Source organism: Sphingomonas sp. Xoc002 (genome assembly GCF_050408055.1).
GTDB lineage: Bacteria > Pseudomonadota > Alphaproteobacteria > Sphingomonadales > Sphingomonadaceae > Sphingomonas > Sphingomonas yabuuchiae.
In genome coordinates this window covers 3,019,838-3,044,796 of the sequence record NZ_CP191175.1, presented here as the reverse complement: position 1 = coordinate 3,044,796, position 24,959 = coordinate 3,019,838, and the positions used below count along the sequence as shown (strand labels likewise).

At 66.7% G+C, this 24,959-nt stretch carries 27 protein-coding genes; 15 read left to right on the top strand and 12 right to left on the bottom strand.

Annotation, left to right across the window (positions count from 1 at the left end; genetic code table 11):
* Window positions 1-20: 20 nt before the first annotated feature.
* Complete coding sequence (locus ACQR50_RS13885; protein WP_428968759.1) at window positions 21-1,304, bottom strand: cytochrome b; 1,284 nt, start codon at window positions 1,302-1,304, stop codon at window positions 21-23.
* Window positions 1,305-1,318: 14 nt separating this feature from the next.
* Window positions 1,319-1,912 (bottom strand): ubiquinol-cytochrome c reductase iron-sulfur subunit, encoded by a 594-nt coding sequence (petA, locus tag ACQR50_RS13880; protein WP_219020744.1) that lies wholly within the window; start codon window positions 1,910-1,912, stop codon window positions 1,319-1,321.
* A gap of 298 nt (window positions 1,913-2,210) precedes the next feature.
* On the opposite strand from petA, the gene ACQR50_RS13875 reads away from it, so the two are divergent.
* Entirely contained in the window at window positions 2,211-2,726 is a 516-nt protein-coding gene (locus tag ACQR50_RS13875) for a hypothetical protein (protein ID WP_056431651.1), read from the top strand.
* A gap of 23 nt (window positions 2,727-2,749) precedes the next feature.
* Here the strand turns inward: ACQR50_RS13875 and ACQR50_RS13870 are convergent, their stop codons facing one another.
* The 9 genes from ACQR50_RS13870 to radC form a co-directional block, all read right to left on the bottom strand.
* Complete coding sequence (locus tag ACQR50_RS13870) at window positions 2,750-3,202, bottom strand: MaoC family dehydratase (RefSeq protein WP_428968758.1); 453 nt, start codon at window positions 3,200-3,202, stop codon at window positions 2,750-2,752.
* A 12-nt stretch (window positions 3,203-3,214) separates the two neighbouring features.
* Window positions 3,215-4,567: an ectonucleotide pyrophosphatase/phosphodiesterase gene (locus ACQR50_RS13865; protein ID WP_428968757.1), complete on the bottom strand. Its 1,353-nt coding sequence runs from the start codon at window positions 4,565-4,567 to the stop codon at window positions 3,215-3,217.
* A 39-nt stretch (window positions 4,568-4,606) separates the two neighbouring features.
* Window positions 4,607-4,999, bottom strand: a complete 393-nt coding sequence (locus ACQR50_RS13860) for a BLUF domain-containing protein (RefSeq protein ID WP_428968756.1) — start codon at window positions 4,997-4,999, stop codon at window positions 4,607-4,609.
* Window positions 5,000-5,090: 91 nt separating this feature from the next.
* The gene (gene ychF / locus ACQR50_RS13855) at window positions 5,091-6,191 is read right to left on the bottom strand and encodes a redox-regulated ATPase YchF (RefSeq protein ID WP_056431664.1); all 1,101 of its coding nucleotides are present in this window, start codon (window positions 6,189-6,191) and stop codon (window positions 5,091-5,093) included.
* 139 nt (window positions 6,192-6,330) lie between these two features.
* A complete protein-coding gene (locus ACQR50_RS13850; RefSeq protein WP_294306076.1) occupies window positions 6,331-6,525 on the bottom strand; it encodes a hypothetical protein in 195 nt (64 codons plus the stop codon).
* 167 nt (window positions 6,526-6,692) lie between these two features.
* Window positions 6,693-7,295 carry a TIGR02466 family protein gene (locus ACQR50_RS13845; protein WP_058745799.1) on the bottom strand — a complete coding sequence of 201 codons (603 nt, stop codon included), beginning with the start codon at window positions 7,293-7,295 and terminating at the stop codon, window positions 6,693-6,695.
* Complete coding sequence (pth, locus tag ACQR50_RS13840; RefSeq protein WP_428968755.1) at window positions 7,292-7,867, bottom strand: aminoacyl-tRNA hydrolase; 576 nt, start codon at window positions 7,865-7,867, stop codon at window positions 7,292-7,294. Before pth ends, ACQR50_RS13845 begins: the two co-directional genes overlap by 4 nt.
* A gap of 86 nt (window positions 7,868-7,953) precedes the next feature.
* Window positions 7,954-8,928, bottom strand: coding sequence for a hypothetical protein (locus ACQR50_RS13835; RefSeq protein WP_428968754.1), 975 nt, complete (start codon window positions 8,926-8,928; stop codon window positions 7,954-7,956).
* 285 nt (window positions 8,929-9,213) lie between these two features.
* Entirely contained in the window at window positions 9,214-9,903 is a 690-nt protein-coding gene (gene radC, locus ACQR50_RS13830) for a RadC family protein (RefSeq protein ID WP_428968753.1), read from the bottom strand.
* 157 nt (window positions 9,904-10,060) lie between these two features.
* Between radC and ACQR50_RS13825 the strand changes: the two genes are divergently transcribed.
* The 14 genes from ACQR50_RS13825 (at window position 10,061) to ACQR50_RS13760 (ending at window position 23,666) form a co-directional block, all read left to right on the top strand.
* Entirely contained in the window at window positions 10,061-13,219 is a 3,159-nt protein-coding gene (locus tag ACQR50_RS13825; protein WP_428968752.1) for an intermembrane phospholipid transport protein YdbH family protein, read from the top strand.
* 29 nt (window positions 13,220-13,248) lie between these two features.
* Window positions 13,249-13,437 (top strand): YnbE family lipoprotein, encoded by a 189-nt coding sequence (locus ACQR50_RS13820; protein WP_244955784.1) that lies wholly within the window; start codon window positions 13,249-13,251, stop codon window positions 13,435-13,437.
* Window positions 13,438-13,439: 2 nt separating this feature from the next.
* Window positions 13,440-13,820 carry a YdbL family protein gene (locus ACQR50_RS13815; RefSeq protein WP_076711475.1) on the top strand — a complete coding sequence of 127 codons (381 nt, stop codon included), beginning with the start codon at window positions 13,440-13,442 and terminating at the stop codon, window positions 13,818-13,820.
* Between the two features lie 330 nt (window positions 13,821-14,150).
* Window positions 14,151-14,495 (top strand): AtpZ/AtpI family protein, encoded by a 345-nt coding sequence (locus ACQR50_RS13810; protein WP_420854040.1) that lies wholly within the window; start codon window positions 14,151-14,153, stop codon window positions 14,493-14,495.
* A 33-nt stretch (window positions 14,496-14,528) separates the two neighbouring features.
* Window positions 14,529-15,320, top strand: a complete 792-nt coding sequence (locus ACQR50_RS13805; protein ID WP_428968751.1) for a F0F1 ATP synthase subunit A — start codon at window positions 14,529-14,531, stop codon at window positions 15,318-15,320.
* Window positions 15,321-15,400: 80 nt separating this feature from the next.
* Window positions 15,401-15,631 (top strand): F0F1 ATP synthase subunit C, encoded by a 231-nt coding sequence (locus tag ACQR50_RS13800; protein ID WP_307002385.1) that lies wholly within the window; start codon window positions 15,401-15,403, stop codon window positions 15,629-15,631.
* Between the two features lie 60 nt (window positions 15,632-15,691).
* Window positions 15,692-16,186, top strand: a complete 495-nt coding sequence (locus ACQR50_RS13795; RefSeq protein WP_056431687.1) for an ATPase — start codon at window positions 15,692-15,694, stop codon at window positions 16,184-16,186.
* Window positions 16,179-16,841, top strand: coding sequence for a hypothetical protein (locus tag ACQR50_RS13790; RefSeq protein ID WP_428968750.1), 663 nt, complete (start codon window positions 16,179-16,181; stop codon window positions 16,839-16,841). The genes ACQR50_RS13795 and ACQR50_RS13790 overlap by 8 nt, the downstream gene beginning before the upstream one ends.
* Before the next feature lie 291 nt (window positions 16,842-17,132).
* Window positions 17,133-17,453: a DMT family transporter gene (locus ACQR50_RS13785; RefSeq protein WP_042484285.1), complete on the top strand. Its 321-nt coding sequence runs from the start codon at window positions 17,133-17,135 to the stop codon at window positions 17,451-17,453.
* A gap of 224 nt (window positions 17,454-17,677) precedes the next feature.
* A complete protein-coding gene (uvrC, locus tag ACQR50_RS13780) occupies window positions 17,678-19,597 on the top strand; it encodes an excinuclease ABC subunit UvrC (RefSeq protein ID WP_428968749.1) in 1,920 nt (639 codons plus the stop codon).
* 598 nt (window positions 19,598-20,195) lie between these two features.
* Window positions 20,196-20,396 carry a hypothetical protein gene (locus ACQR50_RS13775; protein ID WP_428968748.1) on the top strand — a complete coding sequence of 67 codons (201 nt, stop codon included), beginning with the start codon at window positions 20,196-20,198 and terminating at the stop codon, window positions 20,394-20,396.
* 332 nt (window positions 20,397-20,728) lie between these two features.
* Window positions 20,729-21,460 (top strand): DNA repair protein RecO, encoded by a 732-nt coding sequence (recO, locus tag ACQR50_RS13770; protein WP_428968747.1) that lies wholly within the window; start codon window positions 20,729-20,731, stop codon window positions 21,458-21,460.
* Window positions 21,461-21,516: 56 nt separating this feature from the next.
* Window positions 21,517-22,560, top strand: a complete 1,044-nt coding sequence (gene leuB / locus ACQR50_RS13765) for a 3-isopropylmalate dehydrogenase (RefSeq protein ID WP_184105976.1) — start codon at window positions 21,517-21,519, stop codon at window positions 22,558-22,560.
* Between the two features lie 5 nt (window positions 22,561-22,565).
* A complete protein-coding gene (locus ACQR50_RS13760; protein WP_428968746.1) occupies window positions 22,566-23,666 on the top strand; it encodes a glycosyltransferase family 2 protein in 1,101 nt (366 codons plus the stop codon).
* Between the two features lie 28 nt (window positions 23,667-23,694).
* On the opposite strand, the gene ACQR50_RS13755 is transcribed toward ACQR50_RS13760, so the two are convergent.
* A complete protein-coding gene (locus tag ACQR50_RS13755) occupies window positions 23,695-24,939 on the bottom strand; it encodes a phospholipid carrier-dependent glycosyltransferase (protein WP_428968745.1) in 1,245 nt (414 codons plus the stop codon).
* Window positions 24,940-24,959: the final 20 nt, after the last annotated feature.

Here is a 24,959-nt window from a genome sequence, read left to right as displayed (position 1 = left end):
CTATCCTCTTTCGGTTCGGGTCAGGCCAGGGCCGACTTGGTGGGTGCGGTCCCGCCATGCTTGGACAACACGGCTTCGGTGATCGAGTTGGGCAGCGGCGCGGGGCGCTCCGTCCGGGCGATCCAGGGCAGGATCACCAGGAAGTGGAGGAAATAATAGGCCGCCGTGATCTGGCTGAGGATGATGAAGAAGGGCGTCGCGGGCGAACCGCCGCACCAGCCGAGCAGCAGCACGTCGACGACCAGCACCCGGAAGGCGACCCGCGCCTTGGGCCGGAAATTGTTCGACCGCACCGGCGAGCTGTCCAGCCAGGGGAGGAAGAACAGCAGCAGGATCGACCCGAACATCGCCAGCACGCCCCACAGCTTGGCGGGCAGGATGAAGTCGGCGGTGAAGGCGCGCAGGATCGCGTAGAAGGGCCAGAAATACCATTCGGGCACGATATGCGCGGGCGTCGAGAGCGGGTTCGCCGGGATGTAATTGTCCGGGTGGCCCAGATAATTGGGGAAGAAGAACAGCAGCCCCGCGAAGACCAGCAGGAACACGCCCAGCCCGACCGCATCCTTGGCGGTGTAATAGGGGTGGAAGGGCACGGTATCCTGCTCGCCCTTCACGTCCACGCCGGTCGGGTTGTTCGAGCCGGGAATATGCAGTGCCCAGATGTGCAGGATGATGACGCCCGCAATCACGAAGGGCAGCAGATAGTGGAGCGAGAAGAAGCGGTTCAGCGCGGCATTGTCCGGCGCGAACCCGCCGAGCAGCCAGATGCGGATGGTATCGCCGACCACCGGGATCGCCGAGAAGAAGCCGGTGATGACCTGCGCACCCCAGAAGCTCATCTGCCCCCAGGGAAGCACATAGCCCATGAAGGCGGTCGCCATCATCAGGAGGAAGATGACCACGCCGAGCAGCCAGACCATCTCGCGCGGGGCCTTGTAGGACCCGTAATAAAGGCCGCGGAAGATATGAGTGTAGACGACGATGAAGAACATCGACGCGCCGTTGGCGTGGGCATAGCGCAGGAACCAGCCCGCATTGACGTCGCGCATGATGCTTTCAACCGAGTCGAAGGCGACGCCTGCGTTCGCGGCATAGTGCATCGCCAGCACGACGCCGGTGATGATCTGGATGGCAAGCGCGGCACCCGCCAGCACGCCGAAATTCCAGAAGTAATTCAGGTTGCGCGGCACCGGATAGCCCGCGCCCACGGCGTTGTAGACGAGGCGCGGCAGCGGCAGCTTCTCGTCCAGCCAGCGCATGACCGGCTGCTTCGGCTGATAATGTTTGGCCCAGGGAAAGCTCATCTCTCGGGTCTCCCTTATGCGGCCACGCCGACCGTGACGGTCGTGTCGGTGTCGAATTTGTAATCGGGCACGAACAGGTTCTTCGGCGCCGGACCCTTCCGGATGCGCGCGGCGGTGTCATAGGCCGAGCCGTGGCAGGGGCAGAAATAGCCGCCATAGGGGCCCTTGTTCTCGCCCTCGCCCGCGCCCAGCGGCACGCAGCCCAGATGGGTGCAGACGCCCAGCGTGATCAGCCAGTTCGTCTTGCCCGGCTTGGTCCGCTCCGCCAGCGTCTGCGGATCGCGCAGTTCGGACAGCGGCACGGCGTTGGCCTCGGCGATTTCCTTGGGCGTCAGGTTGCGGACGAACAGCGGCTGCTTGCGGAAGCTGGCCTTGATCGCCTGTCCGGGGGCGATCTTGGACAGGTCGATCTCGGTGGTGGACTGGGCGAGAACGTCGGCCGAGGGGTTCATCTGGTTGATGAGCGGCAGGACGATCGCCAGTGCGCCCACGCCCGCAAAGGATACGGCGGCGACGTTGATGAAGTCGCGGCGACGGGGATCATGGACCTCTTCGTGGAATGGCTCCGGCGCCTCGCCGGGGGGTACGGTGTTCTCCGTCATCGCCATTCGTCCTGTCCCTCCACCTTCGCTCGCGTTCGACACGCCACGATCCGACGGTCGTGCCGGATTGCCCCCGGTCATGCGCCGCCTGTCCCAAGCCCGTTCTTGATGAACGGTGCGTCAGGTTAGCCTTGCTTGACCGGCTTTGCCAATCCCCTTTGGCCAGATGGCGGCCGACCGTTCAGTAGCCGTGCAGACGGCAGGGCGCAGGAACCACTTTTCGCGCTGCGGGGTTGACCGCTGATCGCCACGGATGACGGACCCCTGCCGCACCCGCTCAGCCTGGATCAGGGGCATGGAGAGGATGATGACCCTGAAAAAGATGGGCTGGGCCACGGCCCTTGCGGCCGGTCTGCTGGCGCTCGGCGGATGCGCCGACGGCTATGGCTATAGCGGCGTGTCGGTCGGCGCGGGCTATGGCGGCGGTTATGCGCCGGGCTATTATGGCGGCGGCTATGGCGGTTACGGTTACGCCCCGTCCTATTTCGGCTGGTATGACGATTTCTATTATCCGGGCACCGGCGTCTACGTCTACGACCGGTATCGCCGTCCGTTCCGCTGGAACGACGGCCAGCGCGCCTATTGGGAAGGGCGCCGCGATGCGTGGCGCGGCGGGGCGATCCGGGATCAGTGGCGCGGCTGGGGCCGGGGCGGCTGGCGTGGGCCGGTGCCCGGCGCGGCTCCCGCGCCCGGCGGCTGGCGCGGCAATCCCGGCCGGTGGCGCGGCGGCGAGGGCGTTCGCCCGACTCCGTCCGCACCGCGTCCCGGCGGCTGGCGTGGCGGCCGACCGGGAGGACGCGGCGGGCGCGGTCCGCGTTAACCGGCCTGCGGGCGGAGCCCGCGTTAACCGGCTTGCGGGCGGGTGCGGATCATGACGGTGGGGCGCATCGTCATGACCGGCACATCGTCCTGATTGAGCACGGTCCAGCGGCTGATGACGAAGCCCATTTCGGGGCGGCTGGCCGACGCCCGCGTTTCCAGCACCTCCGCTTCGCAATGGAGCGTGTCGCCGGGAAAGACGGGCCTCGTCCAGCGCAGCTCGTCGACCCCGGGCGAGCCGATGCTCTGGAAGCCGGTGTCGCGGAAATGCTCGACGATCATCGCCATCGCCATCGACGCGGTGTGCCAGCCGCTGGCCGACAACCGCCCGAAATGGGTGGCGGCGGCGGCTTCGTCGGACAGGTGGAAGGGCTGGGGATCGTAACGCTGGGCAAAGGCGATGACCTCGTCCCGCTCCACCTTGTACGCGCCGAACCGCGACACGTCGCCGACCGCGACATCCTCCAGCCAGATCATCCTCTTGTCTCCTTAACGTCGGAACGCGCGGCGGAACGGCGCGTCATTGCCGTCCAGCCCCTGGCCCGGCGGCAGGCCGATCAGGTCGCGCAGCAAGGGTGCAACGTCGACATTGGCGAATGGTGCCAGCCGCACCCCCGACCGGAAGGCCGGGCCATTGGCGATGAACAGCGCGACCATGGTCGGATCTTCATGGTCATAGCCGTGCATCCCCCCGGCAAAGGGCTTGTCCGGCGCCTTCGCCTCGATCATCCACCCGGCATCGGCCAGACAGAAATAGGGCGCGATGCGGGGATTGCGGCCATAATGGAAACGCGCCGGAATCTCGCTCTTGCGCCAGCAGGTCATGTGGCCGCGCCGACCCAGCAGACGCGCCTCCAGCGCGGCTTCGCGTCCCGGCCTGGCGGTAATCGAGGCGAAGGGGCCGTCGTCGCTGAGATCGTAATCGGCCGGGTCCAGCAGCTGGTCGAGCGCGATCACCCGGTCGCTCGACGTCGCGGCCATTCCGTGGTCGGCCACGACCAGCAGGTTGGCGGGCTGGTGCAATTCGGCAAGGCCCGCCACCAGCTGTCCGATCGCCACATCGGCCTTGGCGATGGCGGCGTTCACGCCCGGCGCGTCGGGACCGACCTCGTGCCCCGCGATATCCACCTCGTCGATATAGAGGGTCAGGAAGCGGGGACGCGTGGCGGCCGGGCGGCGCAGCCAGTCGATGAGTGCATCGACCCGCTGCCGGTCGGACACGGCCGAGTTGTACGCCTGCCAGTCATGCGGGCGGATGCCGCCCGTTACGGTGTGATGGATGTCGTCGTGAAGGACGCCGCCCCAGGCGACGGTGGAGCCCGGCCAGAACATGGTGGCGGTGGGGATGCCCGCCTTTTCCGCCGTGACCCAGATCGGCTCGGCGGCGTTCCACCAATAGGGCTGCTCCGACGACATGGTGAAGCGTTCGCCCGGATGCGTCGGATCGGTGAAGCTGTTGGCGACGATGCCGTGGCGATCGGGAACCAGCCCCGTCACCAGCGTCCAGTGATTGGGAAAGGTCTTGGACGGGAAGGACGGTCGCATCGGCGCGCTCACGCCGCCCGCCGCCAGCCGCGACAGATTGGGGGTGATGCCGCGTTGCAGATAATCGGCGCGGAACCCGTCGATCGACACCAGGATCGTGACCGGTTGGCGTTCCTCCCGCATCGGGGCAACGGGTGCGGTGCCCGTCATGGCGGCGGGCGCAGCGTTCGTCACCGGGGGCAGGGCGGGCGGGTTGTAGGGATAGGCGCAACCGCCCAGCAGGGCGAGCGCAAGGGCGGCGAGGGGAAGTCGGATCACGGGAGGCAGTCCTTTCGGATCAGCCCGATAGCGCCGCATTATGACACTGGCGAGCGGAAGCTGCCGCCCTGTGCAGGGTCAGTCGACCGGGAAGAACTGGCGGATGGTCGGGTCGGCATTGCGGAGCAACAGGCGGAGCCGCTCGGCGGCTTCCGCAGGCTGGTCGCCGGGTAGTCCGGCCATCGCCCATTCGCCGAATTCGAGATCATCGGTCATCTGGTCGTCGAGGATACGGATGTCCGCATGACGGGGATCGCGCATGATGCGCGACAGCGTTTCCCGCACGCTGTCCGCAGGCCCTTCGAGCAGTTGGCGATATTCGCCGTCGCCGATCCACAACAGGCCGGAGATGCCGTCCATGCCGTTGTTCCGGCGCGAGGCGGACAGAATGGCCTGGTGGTCGGCACGTTCGTCATCGCCGACCGCGCGGCTGGAGTAGATGACACGGCGAAACGCACTAACATGGATCATGTTTGGTGCGTAGCGGGCCGAACCGCTTCTGCAAAGTGGCAATAAGCGGGACAGGACGCCGGTCGAGCGAACCCGACCGGCGTCGTTGGGATCAGACGTTGAACCGGAACAGCATCACGTCGCCGTCCTGGACGACATATTCCTTGCCCTCCGCGCGCAGCTTGCCCGCATCGCGTGCGCCCGCTTCGCCCTTGAAGGCGATATAGTCGGGATAGGCGATCGTCTCGGCGCGGATGAAGCCGCGCTCGAAATCGCTGTGGATTTCGCCTGCCGCGTTCGGGGCCTTGGCGCCGCGATGGACGGTCCAGGCGCGCGCTTCCTTCGGACCGACGGTGAAGAAGGTCAGCAGATCGAGCAGCGCATAACCCGCACGGATCACGCGGGCGAGGCCGGTTTCCGACAGGCCCAGCTCCGACAGGAACTCGCCGCGATCTTCGGCGGGCATGGTCGCGATCTCGGCCTCGATGGCGGCGGAGACGACGACCGCCTGCGCACCCTCGGCGGCGGCCTTTTCGAAGACGCGTTGCGAATGGGCATTGCCGTTCGCGGCGTTCGATTCCTCGACGTTGCAGACATAGAGGACGGGCTTGGCGGTCAGCAGCTGCGCCTGCGAGAAGACGCGGGCTTCCTCTTCGTCCTTGGGCACGGTCAGCCGCGCTGGCTTGCCGTCGCGCAGCAGTTCGAGCGTCTGGCCCAGGACCGAGGCGGCGATCTTGGCTTCCTTGTCGCCCTGCTGGCCCTTCTTGATGAAGGCGGGGACGCGCTTTTCCAGGCTTTCCAGGTCGGAGAGCATCAACTCGGTCTCGACCGTCTCGGCGTCGGCGATCGGATCGACCTTGCCCTCGACGTGCGTCACGTCACCGTCCTCGAAGCAGCGCAGGACGTGGACGATCGCATCCACCTCACGGATGTTGCCCAGGAACTGGTTGCCCAGCCCCTCGCCCTTGGACGCGCCGCGCACCAGCCCCGCGATGTCGACGAATGCCAGCTGGGTCTCGATGATCTTGGCCGAGCCCGCGACTTCGGCGAGCTGGTACAGGCGCGGATCGGGCACCGCGACGTTGCCGACATTGGGCTCGATCGTGCAGAACGGATAATTGGCGGCCTGCGCCGCCGCCGTTTCGGTCAGCGCGTTGAAAAGGGTGGACTTGCCGACATTCGGCAGGCCGACGATGCCGCAGCGGAAACCCATGCGTCGCTTATCCTACAGGAAAGGGGAAAGCGCCCCTCTAGCGAGGATGGGGGAATTTCTCAACCGATGGTGCGGGGGCGAGGAGGTGTCTGCCCCAACCTCCGTTCAGCCAGAGCGGAGGCGGGGAATGCCTGGCCCGTCAGGCCGCGCCGACCGCCAGCGCGGCGGCATAGCCGAGCAGCATGACGCCCATCGCGCCCGAAAAGCCCATCAGCACCAGGCCCATATAGCGCAGGATCGGCGGATTGGCGCGCTGCGCCTTCTTGTTCCGGCCCAGGCCCGACAGCACGAAGCTGGCCAACATACCAAAGGTGAAGACAGCGAATTCGAGCATCGAGGACAGGTCCGGAAATAAGGAGGTGCGATCGCCATCCTCCTTACCCAATACAGGTTAACGGCACGATATCGCCGCGATCAGTCGCCCCGTATCGACGACGAGTCGAGGGAACTTTTCGTCTGATCGCGGGTGCGGCGCATATCGTCGCCCCCGTTCCGGTCGGATCAGCGATAATTGAAGCTGACGCTGATCCGTTCGCCCTTGGCGCCGTTGGGCACGACCTCATGCCGCAACCAGCTTTCCCAGAGCAGCACCGTGCCCGGTTCGGGCGTGGCGGTGGCGAAGGTGGCCAGATCGTCCGGCGCATCGGGGCGGCGCGGCGGCGCGGCCATCAGCATCGGCAGGCGCGGATCCTCCAGCTTCAGCGCACCCGAGCCCTTGGGCATGGCGACATAGAGTGTGCCCGACACCACCGAATGCGGGTGGATATGCGCCGAGTGATGGCCGCCCGGCTTCAGGACATTGACCCACAGGCTGTCGAGCTTCAGCTTGCGCCCGCCCAGATCGAAGGCGCATTCCTCGGCAAAGCGCGCGACATGACGGTCGAGCTTCTTCTTGAGGTCGGCAAATACCGGATCGCGGATCGGCAGGTCGTTGAGCGAGGCATAGCTGGTATAGCCGCGATAGCCATGCTCCTTGCTCCAGCGCCGCCCGGCCCGATCATCCTCGGCCAGCGCCCAGCAGCTTTGTTCGATGTCGGCTAGCAGATCGGCATCGTCCAGCTGGCCCTCGTACAGCAACGAGGCGAAGAGGCGCCGTACGCTCATGCCGCATCCCCCAGCCGAAGGGCGACATCGTTGACGAAGCGTACGTCGTCGCCCTCCGCCAGCCAGTGCGCCTCCGCCGCCAGCGCGCCGAGCAGGTCGGACAGCGGCTCGATCTCGGACTTGGCATAATTGCCCAGCACATGGCCGGTCACGCGGTCCTTGTGCCCCGGATGGCCGATGCCGAGGCGCACGCGGCGAAAGTCCGGCCCCAGATGCTGGTCGATCGAGCGCAGGCCGTTATGCCCGGCCGTGCCGCCGCCGGTCTTCACCTTGACGCGGAAAGGCGCGATGTCGAGTTCGTCGTGGAAGACGGTCAGCGCCTCGACGCCCAGCTTGTAGAAGCGCAGCGCGTCGCCGACGCTCCGCCCGCTCTCGTTCATGAAGGTGGCGGGCTTCAGCAGCAGGATCTTCTGCCCGCCGATCCGGCCTTCCTGGGTCCAGCCCTGGAATTGCTTCTTCACCGGGCCGAAATCATGCACCTCGGCGATGGCGTCCATCGCCATGAAGCCGACATTGTGGCGGTGCATCGCATATTGCGCCCCCGGATTGCCCAGCCCGGTCCAGACCTGCATGTATATTCCTCGTTCGCGTCGTTGCGCTGGCCCCTAGCACTAGCCGTGCCGAACACGAAACCAGGCTTTGCCGCGGCCTAACCCGCTCAGCCGCGGGGCAGCAGGGCGATCGCGCGGTCGGTCGCCGCGATATAGCGGTCGTCGGAATAACGGTGCGTGCCGACGAAATGGACGAAGCGCTCGTCCACCGGCTGCGGCTCCAGCCAGTAATTGTGATAGCGGGCATAGGGCAGGATGCGCGCGCCCGGCTCGTTGGCGAGCAGGAAATTGGACGCGACCTGCTCGCTGCCCCAGCGTGTCCAGGCGGCGTCACCGACCAGCTTGGCGGCGATCTGCGAAAAGCGTGATGCATCGGCGGGGCCATTGCGGCCGCCGCGCGCAAAGCCCGCAAATCCGGCACAGCCCCTGATGTAACGATATCGGTCGGCATCGGGATGGGCGGCCAGGCGTGATTCGATCAGGCTCTGGATATGGGCGGGCTCTTCGACGGGGCCGTGCGGATAAACATGCGCGACGAAGTCGGGCAGCGTCTGGATGCCCTTCTCCTCGGCATCGGGGCCGCCCAGCAGGATGAAACTGTCATTCGCGGCGATGGCGGCACGAACCTCGGGCATGTCGCCCAGCGTCACCGTGTCCGAATCGATCTGAATGACATAATCTTCGGCGCGCAGCTCCAATACGGTCAGCAGCCGTTCCCAGGCGCCCCCACGCGGACACCCGCCGCGATCGACATCGGCGAGCCGGAGGATGGTGGGCGATCCGGCATGATGCGCCAGCAATGTCTTGTCGGCCTCGGTCAGGCTGCCATCGTCGAGCAGGACGACCCGGCCCATGCCCAGATGGTGATGAAACGACTTCACCGCGACCAGATAGGGCAGGACGGTGGCGGTGCCGATCATCGACAGGATCACCACGCCGTCATGTCTGGGGACGATCGGCGGCGTCGCCTCGATCGGTCGGGCGTGACGGAAATGCCGCTTCATCCGCCGGGTCCGCGCCAGTCGGTCGACCATGCGGAAGGCCAGGTCGAACCCCGGCAACGTGCGGATCGCATCCATCATCCCGTGGTGATGCGCGAGTGGCGCGAGCCGGGCAAGTTGTGATGGCTAACCACGGAGGGCCGATTTGGGATGGGGTCATCCTTATTTTGGGACGGAGGCGATCTCAAAATCCATGCGCCATCCCGGCAAAGGCCGGTATCCAGTCGGGAAAGCGGGAATAATTTCATCGATCGTTGCGCAACTGGACCCCGGCCTTCACCGGGGTGGCACGTTGGGTGAGGGGGGCAGCTTCGACCAAGGGGGCATCGCCCTAAGGAAAAATGCCGGACAATGCAGGGCCGAGAATCAGATCAGCCCCTGCGCCCGCAGGCTGACATGCCCCGAGGTGCCGATGATGATATGGTCATGCACCGTGATGCCCAGCCTCTTGCCCGCCTCGGCGATGGCGCGGGTCACGTCGATATCGGCGCGGCTGGGGGAGGGGTCGCCGCTGGGGTGGTTGTGGACCAGGATCAGCGCGGCCGAACCGAAGTCGATCGCGCGCCGGATCACCTCGCGGACATAGACCGGCGCCTGGTCGATCGAACCCTGTCCCATCAATTCGTCGCGGATCAGCATGTTGCGGGTGTTCAGATGCAGCACCCGCACCCGCTCGACCCCGTGATGCGCCATGTCGGCGTGCAGATAATCGAGCAGCGCCTGCCAGTTGGACAGGACCGGGCGCTTCATCGCCTCCGCCTGGACCAGTCGCAGCGCGCAGGCCTGGGCGATCTTGATCGTCGCCGCCGCCGTCTCGCCTATGCCGTCGACCCGCTGGAGCGCGATGGGGTCGGCGGTCAGGACGCCGCCGATGTCGTGGAACTCGCGCAGCAGCGCCTTGGCCATCGGCTTGGTGTCGCGGCGGGGGATGGCGGTCATCAGAAGATATTCGATCAGTTCATGATCGAGCAATCCGCCACCGCCCAGCAATCGGTCGCGCAGCCGCGCGCGGTGTCCGGCATGATCGTTCGCCTCGATTTCGCTGGTGTCGTGCATGTCCCGTCCCCCGTGGCGGGGCATCATAAAGCGGGCGGCGGGAACTGTCGCCGGGCTTCGCGCGATTGCGTGGCGCGCGGCCCGGTGTTTATGACGTGGGTCACAGTAAGGGAGTGGCATCGGGGTGGAGGGCGCGAGCGAGGAGAGCGAGACGCGCGTGACCCCGGTCGCGGGCCCCGCCCGCCGTTTCCGTCGCCTTCAGCTGACCCTGATCGCCATCGCGCTGGTCATCCTGGCCGCGTTGATCGCACTGTGGATCGAGCGCAAGCCGCTGGCGGGGCAGGTGCTGGACCGCGAACTGGCCAGGCGCGGCGTGCCGGCGCGCTACAGGATTTCCGATCTGGGTTTCGGTCGACAGCGACTGACCAACGTCGTGCTGGGCGACCCGCGGCGCCCCGACCTCGTCGCCGACTGGCTGGAGACGCGGACCCGCATGACCCTGTCGGGGCCCGTCGTGACGGGCGTGCGCGCCGGGCGGGTCCGCCTGCGCGGCCGGTTGATCGATGGACGGATCAGCCTGGGCACGCTCGACAGGCTGATGGGGCCGCCCGACACATCGGGCAAGCCGTTCCAGCTGCCCAAGCTCGACGTGGCGGTGCAGAATGGCGGCATCCGGCTCGAAACGCCGCACGGAATCGTCGGCCTGAGCCTCGCCGGGCAGGGGGTGCTGAGCGACGGCTTTACCGGACGGCTGGCGGCGGTCGCGCCCAGGCTCGTGATGGGCGATTGCGTCGCCACGGGGCTGGCTGCCCCCCTGCGAGTCCGGGTGGTGCGCGAACAGCCGACGCTGACCGGCCCGCTGCAACTCGGCCATCTGCGCTGTGGCGAGGTGGCGGCCGCCGATCTGGCGGCGCGGGTCGATGTGACTTTCGGCGCAGCGCTCGATCGCTGGCAGGGACGGGCATCACTCGGCAGCGGGGCGATCCGCCATCCGGTCCTGGCCGCTGCGGCGATCGAGGGACAGATCGACTTTTCCGGCACGCCCAAGGGTACGCAAGGGCGCATGCAGGTCGCGGCGCGCAACGTCGTTGCCCGCGTCGGTCGCGCCGAGCGGGCGATGGTCGCGGGTCGCTATCTGATCGGCTCTGCCACCCGCTTCGACGGACAGGCGCAACTGGGCGGTGCGCAGGCATCGGCCGCCGCGCTGGCCCCCGTCTTGAAGGCGGGCGAGGCGGCGGCGGGCACGCCGGTCGGGCCGGTGCTGCACGCCATGACCCAGGCGGTCGGGCGGGCAGGGCGTCGCTTCGCGGCCGATATGGCGCTGGCGATCGACAGCGACCGGGGACCAGGTGGGCCGGGCTTCGCGGTGCGTGTGCCGCGCCTGACGGTCGCGTCGGCCAGCGGCGGGCGGCTCGCTTTCGCGGGCGGCTATGGCCTCGCCTATGATGCACGCGGGCTGCGGATCGATACGCGGGCGGCAATGGGCGGCGGCGGTCTGCCGAGCCTGCGGGCGACGCTGCGGCAGGATGGACCCAAACAGCCGATGCGCGGCACCGCCGAGCTGGCGCGTTACGAGGCGGGCGGCGCGGCCTTGGCCTTCGACCGGATGGTGTTCCGCTCGGCCGCCAATGGCGAGACCCTGGTGACGACCCGTGTCGCGCTGTCCGGGCCGATCAGCGGCGGGCGGATCGACGGGCTGGTCCTGCCCATCGCCGCGCGCTGGGACGGCGGGCGGCGGTTGCTGATCAATCCGGACTGCCAGCCGCTGGCGATCGACCGGCTGGCACTGTCGGGCCTGAGGCTGGCGAAGGTGGCCACACGGCTGTGTCCGCTGGACGGCGCGCTGGTGCGTCTGGACGGTACGCGCCTCAGCGGTGGTGCGCAGCTGGGGGCGACCAGGCTGGTCGGGCAGATCGGCAGCAGCCCGCTGACCCTGGCGGCGGCGACCACCCGCTTTGCGCTGGCCGACCGCAGTTTCACCCTGACCGGCGTGCAGACCGTCATCGGCCGCCCCGAATCGCCGACCCGGATCGACGCGGCCGAATTGAATGGCCGGATCACGCCGGAAGGCCTTGCGGGCCAGTTCACCGGCGGTGCCGGGCAGGTGGGGCAGGTGCCGCTGCTGCTGGGCGAGGCGGGTGGCGACTGGCGGCTGGCGGGCGGCGTGCTGACGCTGAACGGCGCGCTTCAGGTGCGCGACGCACGGGCCGATTCGCCGCGCTTCCTGCCCATGGCGGCGCGCGACGTCACGCTGACGCTGGCGGGCAGCCGGATCGACGCCCGGGGCACGTTGTTCGAGCCGACCAAGTCGGTGAAGGTCGCCGACGTCACCATCACCCATGCGCTCGACAAGGGCGCGGGTGAGGCCGATCTGAGCGTGCCGGGCATCACCTTCACCAAGGACTTCCAGCCCGAATTGCTGACCCCGGTGACGAAGGGTGTGATCGAGGATGTGCGCGGGCCGATCAACGGGCGCGGGCGTATCGTCTGGGACGCCAACGGCGTGCGGTCGACCGGGCGATTCGGCACCGAAGGGATCGACCTGGCCGCCGCGCTCGGCCCGGTCAGCGGCATCGCGGGCACGATCGACTTCACCGACCTGCTGGCGCTGGAGAGCGCGCCGGGACAGGTGGCGACCGTCAAGACGATCAACCCGGGCATTCAGGTGACGAACGGCGTCATCCGCTATCAGACCCTGTCGGGCGCGCGGGTGAGGGTGGAGAGCGGGCGCTGGCCGTTCGCGGGCGGCGTGCTGACCCTGGACCCGACGCTGCTCGATTTTTCGCAACCGGTCGAACGCCGCATGACCTTCCATGTCGAGGGGGCGGCGGCCGACCAGTTCCTGCTCCAGTTCGACTTCAAGAATCTGAACGCCACCGGCGTCTTCGACGGCACCCTGCCGATGATCTTCGACGAGCGGGGCGGGCGGATCGAGGGCGGTCGGCTGGCCGTGCGCGCCGGCGGCGGCAGCATCGCCTATCTGGGTGAATTGAGTCAGAAGGATCTGGGCGTCTGGGGCAATCTGGCGTTCGGGGCGCTGCGCTCGCTCAACTATCGGTCCTTGCGGATCGACATGAACGGGCCGCTGGCGGGCGAGATGGTGACCGATGTGCGCTTCGCCGGGATCAGCCAGGGCAAGGGCGCCAAGTCCAACTTCATCGTCCGGCGGCTCCAGCGCCTGCCCTTCATCTTCAACGTGCGGATCAAGGCGCCCTTCCGCGGGCTGCTCGATTCGGCGCAGTCCTTCTACGACCCGCGCCGCCTGATCCAGCGCAACCTGCCCGCGCTGCTGGAAGAACAGAACAAGCGCGCCGCGCCGCCTGCGAATCCCGCCGCCACCTCCATTCAGCCAGCCGCAAGCGAGACTGTGCCATGACCGTAACAGGATTGAAAATGCTGGGAAGGATGCCGATCTTGGATGCGACACGATGGATGCCGGTCGCGCTGACCCTACTGAGCGGAGGATGCGTCAACATCTCCGCGCCGGAGAAGCCGATCGAGATCAATCTGAACATCAATGTGACGCAGGAAGTGGTATATCGCCTGGATGGCGAGGCCAAATCGCTGATCCAGCAGAATCCGGGGATATTCTAATCATGAAGGCAAAGACGGTGATCCTGGCGCTCGGCGCGGTGGCGCTGCTGGGCGTATCGGGCATGGCGATGGCACAGCGCGACCCGGCCTATGCCGCCGCGCGCGCCGAGGGTCTCGTGGGCGAACAGCCCGACGGCTATCTGGGCATCGTCGGCAGCGCGACGCCCGCGCTGCGCACGCTGGTCAACAGCATCAACATCCAGCGCAAGGCGGCCTATACCCAAAAGGCGCAGGCCAGCGGCGCGACCGTCGAGCAGATGGCCTTCACCAGCGGCTGCAACCTGATCGCCCAGACCGCCAGCGGCGAGAAGTACAAGACGCCAGAGGGCGTGTGGAAGACCCGCACCGGCGCCGCACCGGAACGCGCGCCCGCCTGCGTCTAGCCGATCTTCTCACTCCCCTCCCGCAGGCGGGAGGGGCTGGGGGAGGGGACTCCGGTCGGGATCAGGCCGAAGGTAAGAAGAGTGGACCGGCCTCCGCGCAGCCAACAAGCGGCATCACTTGCCGACAGCGCCAGCCCTCCCCCGACCCCTCCCGCCTGCGGGAGGGGAGAAGAATCAGAGAGAGGGGCACCATCCTGTCACTCCCCGGCAACAATGCTTAACACATCTGTCACAAGCCCATCCCCAGGCGGTTGACTTGGGGGGAGGGGCTTTCTAAACGGGCCTCGCCTTGGCGGGGTCGCTCGCCGTTCGCGCGCATTCTCCCCTTCGGTGACGAAATCAGGTGAGGGTGGCTGCGTGGCGGAGAAGGAACCCGGACAGGACTTTGGCGATGCGGACGATCCGCGTCTGGCCGCGCTGGATCAGCGATTGGCCAAGGCGAGAGCGGACGGCGCAGCGCGGCAGGGGGTGAAGGTGGACGCCGACAGGGGTTATTCCCAGGGCAGCCGCGTGATCTCCGCGCTGATCGGAAGTCTTGTCGGCAGTGCGTTGATCGGCTGGCTATTCGACCGCTGGTTCGGCACCGCACCCTGGGCCCTGATCGTGATGCTGTTCCTGGGGATCGGCGTGGCGTTCAGGCAGATCATTCGGATTTCTGGCGAACGCCCGGAGTAACCGGGCGTTCGTCATATGTGGGAACGAAGCAGCGTGGCGGCAGAATCGGGCGGCAAGATTGATCCGATGCACCAGTTCCTGATCGAGCCGGTGCTCGGTCAGCACTGGGTGGTCGGCGGCTACGACCTTTCCTTTACCAATTCCGCTCTGTGGATGGTGGCGACGCTGGTCGCGCTGTGGGTGTTCATGATCGGCGGCATGAAGCGCGATCTGGTCCCCGGACGCTGGCAGGCGGCGGTCGAGGGTTTCACCGGCTTCGTCAATTCGATGCTGACGTCGAATATCGGGCCGGAGGGCAAGCGCTTCCTGCCCTACGTCTTCTCGCTGTTCATGTTCATCCTGTTCGCCAACGTGCTGGGCCTGCTGCCCTTCGGCGTGGTGCCGGGTGTCCATCCCTTCACCGTGACCAGCCATGTGACCGTGACCGGCGTGCTCGCGCTGATCTCGTTCGCGATCGTGCTGATCGTCGGCTTCGGCCGCCACGGCTTCCACTTCTTTGCGCTGTTCGTGCCGCACGGCACGCCCAAGCTGATGATTCCGCTGATCTTCGTGGTCGAGCTGATGAGCTTCCTGGTGCGCCCCTTCTCGCTGGGTCTGCGACTGTTCGTCGCGATGACCGCAGGGCACATCCTGCTGAAGGTTCTCGCCGCCTTCGTCATCAACGGCATCAACATGGGCCCCGGTTACGCCGCGCTCGTCACCCTGCCGAGCTTCCTGCTGATGATCGGCATCACGCTTCTCGAACTGCTGGTCGCCGCGATCCAGGCCTATGTCTTCGCGCTGCTGACCTCGGTCTATCTGAACGACGCGGTCAACCTGCACTGATCCGGGGAGCCGGATCGGGTGGGCTGCCTCGCCGCCACTTTGAATACCCAAACGACCCTTTTTGAACTGGAGTGATTGACATGGACGCAGAAGCCGCACGGATGATCGGTGCCGGTCTGGCCGCTATCGGTATGGGCATTGCCTCGCTCGGCGTGGGCAACGTGTTCGCCAAGTTCCTCGAAGGCGCGCTGCGCAATCCGGGTGCGGCGGACAGCCAGCAGGGCCGCCTCTTCATCGGTTTCGCCGGTGCCGAGCTTCTGGGCCTGCTCGCCTTCGTGACGATGATCATCCTGGTGTTCGTCGCCCAATAATTCTGATCAACCGGGCGTGTCGCTGACGATGCGCCCGGTTGATATGGCAACGAGGACTCCATGCCCCAGATAGCACAGATCAGTGCGACCTATGCGTCGCAGATCTTTTGGCTCCTGATCACCTTCGGCCTGCTCTATTTCGTGGTCGGTCGTGGGATGGTGCCCAAGATTCAGGCGACCGTCGACGCTCGCGAAGGCCGTATCGCCGGCGATCTGGCGGCGGCGGAGGCCGCGCGTGCCGAGGCCGACCGGGTCGAGGCGGCATGGCGGGCCGAAATGGACGCCGCCCGTGTCGCCGCGATGGCCGAAACCAACGCGGCCAAGGCGCGGGCCACCCATGCCTTCGAGGCGCAGGTCAAGGCGGCGGATGCCGAGCTGGCCGAGCGTCTGGGTCATCACGACCTGGCGATCGCCAATGCCAAGGTCGAGGCGATGGCCAATCTTCAGACCGTGGCGGCCGAGGCCGCGCGCGATCTCGTCGCCAAGCTGTCCGGCGTCCAGGTGGGCGAGGATGCGGCGGCCGACGCGGTGCGAAAGGTGAGCGCGCATGGCTAATCATTCCGCAAACGGCGCGTTGACCAATGCCGATGCGCTGGTCGCGCAGAATCTGGCCGATGCGGCCTCGGCCGAGGGGATGTCCCCGCGTCCGATCCGGGAAGGCGACGGTCTGACCAGCAACACGGTCGCGCCCGTCGAGACCGAGCATCACGCCGCCAGCCCGACCGCGCTGGGTTTCGATTCGACCGGCTGGGTGGCGCTTGCCGCTCTGGTCGTGCTGATCGGAATGCTGGTGAAGAAGGTGCCCGCGATGATCGGTCGTTCGCTCGACCAGAAGATCGCCGGGATCCGCGCCCAGCTCGACGAAGCCAACAAGCTGCGTCAGGAAGCCGAAACGCTGAAGGCCGAATATGAGGCCAAGGCCAAGGCCGCCCATGCCGATGCCGAGGCGATGCGCGTCCAGGCCCAGCATGAAGCGGGTCAGCTGCTCAGCAAGGCCAAGGCCGATGCCGAGGCGCTGATGGAGCGTCGCGCCAAGATGGCCGAGGACAAGATCGCCGCTGCCGAGCGCACCGCGATCGCCGAAGTCCGCGCCCGCGCCGCCGAGGCTGCCGCCAAGGCCGCCGGTCTGCTGATCGCCGAGCATCACTCGGCCGATGCGGACCGCGCGATGATCGACCGCACCATTTCGGGGCTCGGTCGCCCGAACTGATCGGCTTCACGGCCGGAGACAGGACCGCGCTTCGGGAAGCCGAGGCGCGGTTCGGTCGTTTTCGGGGCCTCCTTCATGGGTCCCGCTCGGCCTGAACGGAGAGCGGAAAAGCCCGTTCCTCCCCAGGCTCGGTTTGGGGGAGGGGGACCGCCAGGCAAAGCCCGGTGGTGGAGGGGCCAGGCTACGAAGCCCAAAACATAACCCCGTCACCACGGGGCCGCATCGCCGTCTCTTTCGGGTTTCCGGCGACGATGCCCATATCCTCGAGCCCGTGACAAAGGAGACGCTCCGATGGCATGGGTCATTCTGGGCATTGCCGTGATTACCGAGATTTGCTGGGCGCTCAGCCTGAAATGGGCGGCGACCGTCGCCACCTGGCAGGCGTCGAGCGTGCCGATCATCCTCAGCTTCGTGAATATGGGCCTGCTGGCGCTGGCGATGCGCGGGCTTCCGGCCGGAACCGCCTATGCGGTGTGGACCGGGCTGGGCGCGGTCGGTGTGGTGATCGGCGGCGCCATCGTGTTCGGCGACAAGATCGCGCCGATCCAGGCGGGCTTCATGGTGCTGACCGTCATCGGCGTGATGGGGACGAAGCTCTTCGCGCAAGGCTGAGGTTACGTTCGCGCGAAGCCGCTAAGACACGAAGAAGATGGTTCGCGCGGAGGCGCAGAGAGCGCGGAGGGAGAAGAAGGTCTCCCGATTGCCACGTTCGGAACGCCTCTGCGTCCTCCGCGCCTCTGCGCGATCAAAAAAACCATCGCGTCTTCGCGGCTTCGCGAGAACCAAACACCCTGACAGGGTAGCGATCCGCCCCCCGCGCTCCTAAATCGCACCCAATGTCCGAACCTCCCGTCGACCGCTTCAACGAAGAGAAATCCACCTTCACCCTGCGCGGTGCCGATGCGCCCGATCTGAAGGCGGGGGTGGCGGCGATCCGCAACGTGCTGGCGACGCTGCCGCTGCGGCCGGGCGTCTACCGGATGCAGGATGCGCGTGGCGACGTGCTGTACATCGGCAAGGCCCGCGCGCTGAAGAATCGCGTGGCCAACTATACCCAGGTCGACCGGCTGCCCAAGCGCCTGCAACGCATGGTCGCGCAGACCCGGTCGATGACCATCGTCACGACCAACAACGAAGCCGAGGCGCTGCTGCTCGAGGCGCAGCTGATCAAGCGCTATCGTCCGGCCTTCAACGTCCTGCTGCGCGACGACAAGAGCTTTCCCTTCATCCTGTTGCGCAACGACCATGACTTCCCGCGCATCCAGAAGCATCGCGGCGCCAGGCGTGCGGTCGGCAATTATTACGGCCCCTTCGCCAGCGCGGGCAGCGTCAACAACACGCTGAACGCGCTGCAGAAGCTGTTCCTGCTCCGGTCGTGCACCGACAGCTTCTTCAAGGGGCGCGACCGGCCGTGCCTGCTCTATCAGATCAAGCGCTGCTCGGCGCCCTGCGTCGGCCGGATCGACGAGGCGGCCTATGCCGAGCTGGTCGCCGACGCGAAGAACTTCCTGGGCGGCAAGTCGACCCAGGTCCAGGCCAAGCTGGGCACCCAGATGCAGGCGGCGGCCGAGGCGATGGATTTCGAGCTTGCCGCGATCCTGCGCGACCGGCTGAAGGCATTGACCTTCATCCAGGGCACGCAGGCGATCAATGCCGAAGGGGTGGGCAACGCCGACATCTTCGCGCTGGCATGTCGCGAGGGGGTGATGGGCATCCAGGCCTTCTTCATCCGCGGCGGCCAGAATTGGGGGCATCGCAGCTTCTTCCCTGCGCATACGACGGACGTGCCCGAGGAGGAGGTGCTGACCAGCTTCCTCACGCAATTCTATGAGGAAGTGCCGCCCGCCAAGACCATCCTGCTCGATCGCGACCTGCCCGAGGGTGATCTGCTGACCGAGGCGCTGGGCGAGCGGGCCGGGTATAAGGTACAACTCACCGTGCCGCAGCGGGGAGACCGCCGCCGCCTGCTCGATCAGGCGAAGCGCAACGCGGTCGAGGCGCTCGACCGGCGGCTGGCCGAATCGACCACCCAGGCCAAGTTGCTGCGCGAGGTGGCCGACTTCTTCGACCTGTCCGAACCGCCGCAGCGGATCGAAGTGTACGACAACAGCCATATCCAGGGCACCAATGCGCTGGGCGCCATGGTCGTGGCGGGGCCGGAGGGTTTCCAGAAGGGCCAGTATCGCAAGTTCAACATCAAGGGGAACGAGGCGGCGACCAACGACGATTTCGGCATGATGCGCGAAGTCTTCCGCCGCCGCTTCGCCCGCCAGCTGGAGGAAAACCCCGACCGCGACGATGCGACCTGGCCCGACCTGGTGCTGATCGACGGCGGGCGCGGCCAGCTCAATGCGGCCAAGGCGGTGCTGGAGGATCTGGGCATCGAGGATGTCTGCCTGGTCGGTGTCGCCAAGGGCCCGCATCACGGCCGCGAGGGGCGCGAGGTCTTTCACATGATGGACGGCAGCGAACGGATGCTCCCGGTCAACGCGCCGCTGCTCTTCTACCTCCAGCGCCTGCGCGACGAGGTCCACCGCTTCGTGATTGGCGCCCACCGCGACAAGCGTGCGAAAGCAATGGGCGCGAGCCCGCTGGACGAAGTGCCCGGCATCGGCCCGGCGCGGAAGAAGGCGTTGCTGATGCATTTCGGCACGGGACGGGCGGTGCGCAATGCGAGTCTGGAGGATTTACGGAAGGCACCGGGGGTTAGTCAGGCCGTGGCGCAGCAGGTGTACGACTTTTATCATAGTCGATGAGGGTGGTTAAAAGGTCGTCTCTCCTATTTATTGGTTAGATGGCGGAGTTCTTGCCTGCGTAAATATAAACCAGCATCTTCGTGCAATGAAGGCGAGACATCTGTCCATCATTCTGCCCCTGTCGTTGCTAAGCTGCACAGCAGGACCTGCTTGCACTGAGGAACTCCTCGATAAGGCACATGATATCGGTAGTGATCGCTGGGTCGCAAAGCTGTCGCGGAGTTGCGGGGCGACGACCCGATATGTCACCGTTATAAGGATGGGGCGAGGACGCCAGTCAGCCACTGATGCTGGCGAGGTATTCGTCGCGGATAGCGATCATGGCGCGGCCGCCGATGGTGCTGATGGTGTGATTTGGACCAATATCATCTGGTATGCTCCCAGGAAACTGTCGGTAGCCTATGCATCACAGGCGCGGGTGTTCAAAAGCCTGCCCAGCTTCGACGGCGCGTCCATAACATATAAGGCCAGCGACCGATATTCTGACCCTCCCCCGCCAGTGTTGCTGCACTAAGCACCAGATGCAGAGAACCTGTTTATACATTCATGCAGCGACGGTCGATCATAGGCGGTCGGTCATTCGGTACGAGAACATCCCATGATCGAGTATGTATCGGACGAAACAGCCGTCGATCGGCTTTATCTCAAAGGGCTGGCCATCCGATATGAACGAGGGCGCCGCCAGCCCGGCTTGTGGATGCCCATCATGTGGCATCTGGCGCTACGTGGTCACACCGGCGGCATGATCGAATTGGCGGATTGGTTCTCCTACGGCGGCAAAGCGAAGCATTTCGGTTAGCCCAGCGATGCGTTCTGCGCTGCAGGGCTTTACCGCCGGGCCTGGCGGACGGGCGATGCCCGCGCGGCATGCAATGCTGCCGTCAGTTGTTTCAACCGGAACGATATGTCCGGCTATCGTCATTGGTTGAGGCATGCGGCAAAGGCTGGTGAGGTCGGAGCGGGCAGGGAATTGAAGGGTTTCGAAACGCGCTTGCCGCACAGCGCTGCCGCAGAGATAAGACGGCTGGGACCGAGGCAGAAGAGGGATGCGTTCTACTGATCGACTCAGTCCAGTCGTAGGTTGGCTCCCGCTCATAGCATCCCACCCCATTCCCCCCTACATCCGTACCCATGCACCGGGTCGCCCCCGCCATCATCCTGTCGGTCCGGCCGCATGGCGAGCATGGGGCGATCGTGCGGGCGTTGACCCGTGCGGATGGGGTGCAGCCGGGCTATGTGCGGGGCGGGCGGTCGCGGGCGCTCAGGCCCGTCCTGCAACCGGGGAACGGCATTATCGGCGAGTGGCGGGCGCGGACGGCCGAGCAGCTTGCCGCGCTGACCATCGAGCCGGGGCATAGCCGTGCGGGGTTGCATGGCGAGCCGCTGGCCGCCGCCGGGATCGAGTGGCTGTGCGCGCTGACTGCCGCCACCCTGCCCGAGGAACAGCCTTATCCGGTCCTGTACGATGCACTCGACGCGGTGCTGACCGCGATCGAGTCGGCACCCTCCGCGCGGGGCTGGGCGGGGGCTTTGGTGCGCTACGAATTGCTGCTGCTGGGGCAGTTGGGCTTCGGGCTCGATCTGGAGCGGTGCACCGTCACCGGGGGAACCGACGATCTGGCCTATGTCAGTCCCAAGAGCGGGGCGGCCGTGTCGGTGGGGGCGGCGTTCGGCTATGAGGCGCGACTGTTCCCCTTGCCGACCTTTCTGGGCGAGGGCGGGGTGGCCGACTGGCCGGATATCTTTGCCGCCGGGCGGATCACCGCGCATTTCCTGGCGCGCGATATCCTGGTGGGCTTGCGCAACGATCCGATGCCCGCCCGCGTGCGGCTGTTCGATCGGTTCAAAAGGGCGGTTGCGTGAGGACCGTCCGCTAAGGCAAAGGGCGCTCCGAACATAGACAGGACAAGGGGCCAGCCATGGCATTGATCGCGATCCTCGCCGGTGACGGCATCGGCCCGGAAGTGACGGCGGAAGCGCGGCGCGTGCTGGAGGCGCTGGACCTGGGCCTGACCTTCGAGGAGGCCAAGGTCGGCGGAGCGGCCTATGAGGCGGCGGGCCATCCGCTGCCGCCCGAGACGCTGGAGGTGGCGGGCCGCGCCGATGCGCTGCTGTTCGGCGCGGTCGGCGATCCGCGCTTCGACAATCTGGAGCGTGCGCACCGGCCGGAGCAGGCGATCCTGGGTCTGCGCAAGGCATTCGGCTTGTTTGCGAACCTGCGGCCTGCGCGCCTGTTCGAGGGGCTGGAGGATGCCAGCTCGCTTCGCCCCGACATTGCGCGGCGCATCGACATGGTGATCGTGCGCGAGCTGACCGGCGATGTCTATTTCGGCGCGAAGGGCCGCGGCACCACCGAGGCGGGTCTGCGCGAAGGCCATGACCTGATGCGCTATGACGAAGAGGAAGTGGCGCGCATCGCCCGCGTCGGCTTCGAGACCGCGATGCGCCGCCGCCGCCGGTTGCTGTCGGTGGACAAGGCCAATGTGCTGGAGACCTCGCAGTTGTGGCGCGACGTGGTGATCGAGGTGGCGAAGGATTACCCGGACGTCGCGCTCGACCATATGTATGTCGACAATTGCGCGATGCAGTTGGTGCGCGATCCCGGCCAGTTCGACGTCATCCTGACCGGCAATCTGTTCGGCGACATCCTGTCGGATCAGGCGTCGATGTGCGCGGGGTCGATCGGGATGCTGCCCTCCGCCGCACTGGGGGCGACGGGCAAGGGGCTGTACGAGCCGATCCATGGCTCGGCGCCCGATATCGCGGGGCAGGGCAAGGCCAATCCGTGCGCGGCGATCCTGTCGTCGGCGATGATGCTGCGCCACTCGCTGGGCCTGACCGAGGCGGCCGACCGCATCGACGCTGCGGTGGCGGGCGCGATCCGCGAGGGCGCGCGGACCGGCGATCTGGGCGGCAGCCTCTCGACCCGCGCCATGGCCGACGCGATTCTCGAACGCCTCTGACGCCCATGAGCGCGCTCCTCGAACTCGCGGTCGTCATCCCGACCTTCAACGAGCGCGCCAATGTGCCCGTGCTCATCGCCAAGCTTGACCAGGCGCTGGCCGGGCGGCGGTGGGAGGCGATCTTCGTCGACGACAACAGCCCCGACGGTACGGCCGAGGCCGCGCGGGAACTGGGCCGCGTCGACAGCCGCGTCCGGGTGATCCAGCGGATCGGGCGGCGTGGGCTATCGTCCGCCTGTATCGAGGGGATGTGCGCCACCGCCGCGCCGGTGGTCGCGGTGATCGACGGCGATCTGCAGCATGACGAAACGCTGCTGCCGAAGATGCTGGACCGGTTGCAGGCGGAAGGCGATCTCGACATCGTCGTCGGCTCGCGCTTCGTCGATGGCGGCGGGACGGGCGATTGGGACCGCGACCGGGTGGCCAAGTCGGCCTTTGCGACGAAGCTGTCGCAGCGGGTGCTGAACGTGAACCTGTCCGACCCGATGAGCGGCTTCTTCATGGTCCGCACCCAGGTGGCGCGCGACACCGTGCCGCATCTGTCGGGGATCGGCTTCAAGATCCTGCTCGACATCATGAGCGCCTCGCCGCGTCCGCTTCGCGCCGCCGAAATGCCCTATGTCTTCCGGCTGCGGACCGAAGGCGAGTCGAAGCTCGATCATGTCGTGGCGATGGAATATCTGATCGCGCTGTACGACCGCCGCTTCGGCAAGGTGGTGCCGGTGCGCTTCGCCATGTTCTCGGCGATCGGGGTGCTGGGCGTGGGTGTGCACATGGCGGTGCTCAGCCTGTTCTTCGTCCTGCTGGGCGCGAGCTTCCTGGCCAGCCAGATCGTCGCGGTGGCGGCGGCGATGACGTTCAACTTCTTCCTGAACAACGCGCTGACCTATCGAGACCGGCGTCTGACCGGGTTCAAGCCGCTGCTCGACGGCTGGGTGTCCTTCTGTCTGGTCTGCGCGGTGGGCGCGATCGCCAATGTCGGGGTGGCGGCTTTCCTGCACGATGCGCGGGCGAACGAGTGGGCGGTGTCGGCACTGATCGGCGTGCTGGTCGGTGCGGTGTGGAATTATGCGCTGTCGTCGCGGTTCGTCTGGGGGCGATACTGAATTTGGGGTGAGGGTGGGGGCGTGGCCCTCACCGCCAATCCATGAACCAAGCAAAGCGCGCAAAGGACTTCGGCCCCGCCAGCGCTCCCGCTGTCAGGATCGGATAGAAATACACGAACAGACACGCCACCGCGACCAGATAGGCCTCGTCCCAGTCGCGCAACCGGGTCCGCCAGCGATCGATCGCCACCGCCAGCGCGACCGACAGCCAGATCGCGGGCAGGAAGTAATAATAGTAAAAGCCGAGCGACTTGGGGATGATCGCCCAGACCGCGAAACCGCCGATCCAGAGCGCCGCCGCGACGCCCAGCCGCACCTCGCGCGTCCGCAGCCAGCCGAGCGCACAGGCCGCCACCGCGACCAGCCCGCCCCACATCACCGCCGGATTGCCGAGCAGGAAAATGCCCCGCTGCGCGCCCTCGGCCATTTCGTAGAAATACCAGATGGGCCGCCCGATCACGGGCCAACTCCACCAGGTCGACTGGTAATGATGCGGCGGCAGGATCTGGGTCTGGCGTGCATACATCTCCAGCTGAAAGGGCAGGAGGTTGGCCAGCGTCATCGGCTCGCGCGTATAGAAGAAGGCTGGCGCGAAGGTCGCCGCATAGGCCAGCCCCGCACCCAGACCGAGAAGCCCCCAGGCCGACCACCAGCGCAGGCCCGGCCAGCGGCTGGGGTCCTGCCGCTTCAACAGGACGAAGCCGATCGCCGCATAGCCCAGATAGGGCACCGCCGCCCATTTCACTCCGACCGCGAGGCCCAGCAGCACCGCGCCCAGCATCCAGCGCCGGCGACTCTGCACGGCGTTCCCGCGCATCGCCCAAGCCATCGCCACGACGGCCAGCACGACGAACGCGGCCATGAACCCGTCGAGCATCGCGATCCGCGCCTGCACCAGCACCATGAAGTTCAACATGGTCAGCAGCGCCCCGATCGCCGCTGTGCGTGTCCGCCGGGTCATCAGCCAGACGATGCCGAACACACCGCCGACGATCGCCGTCCCCGCCACCGTGGACAGCGCGCGCCAGCCCAGCGCATTGTCGCCGAACATCAGCATGCCCGCCGCGATCAACGTCTTGCCGAGCAGTGGATGCTCGATATTCACCGGCCCTTCCAGCGCCAGCAGCGTGCGCGCGGCGGGGACGTAATGAACCTCGTCGAAGACCAGCGTCGGCGGCATGGTCAGCCGCCAGCAGGACAGCGCCTGTGCCGCGATCAACAGGGACAATAGCGCCGGAACGGGACGACGGAGCGGAGCAAGCAGGCGGCGCATGTCATGGTCATGGCCGACCC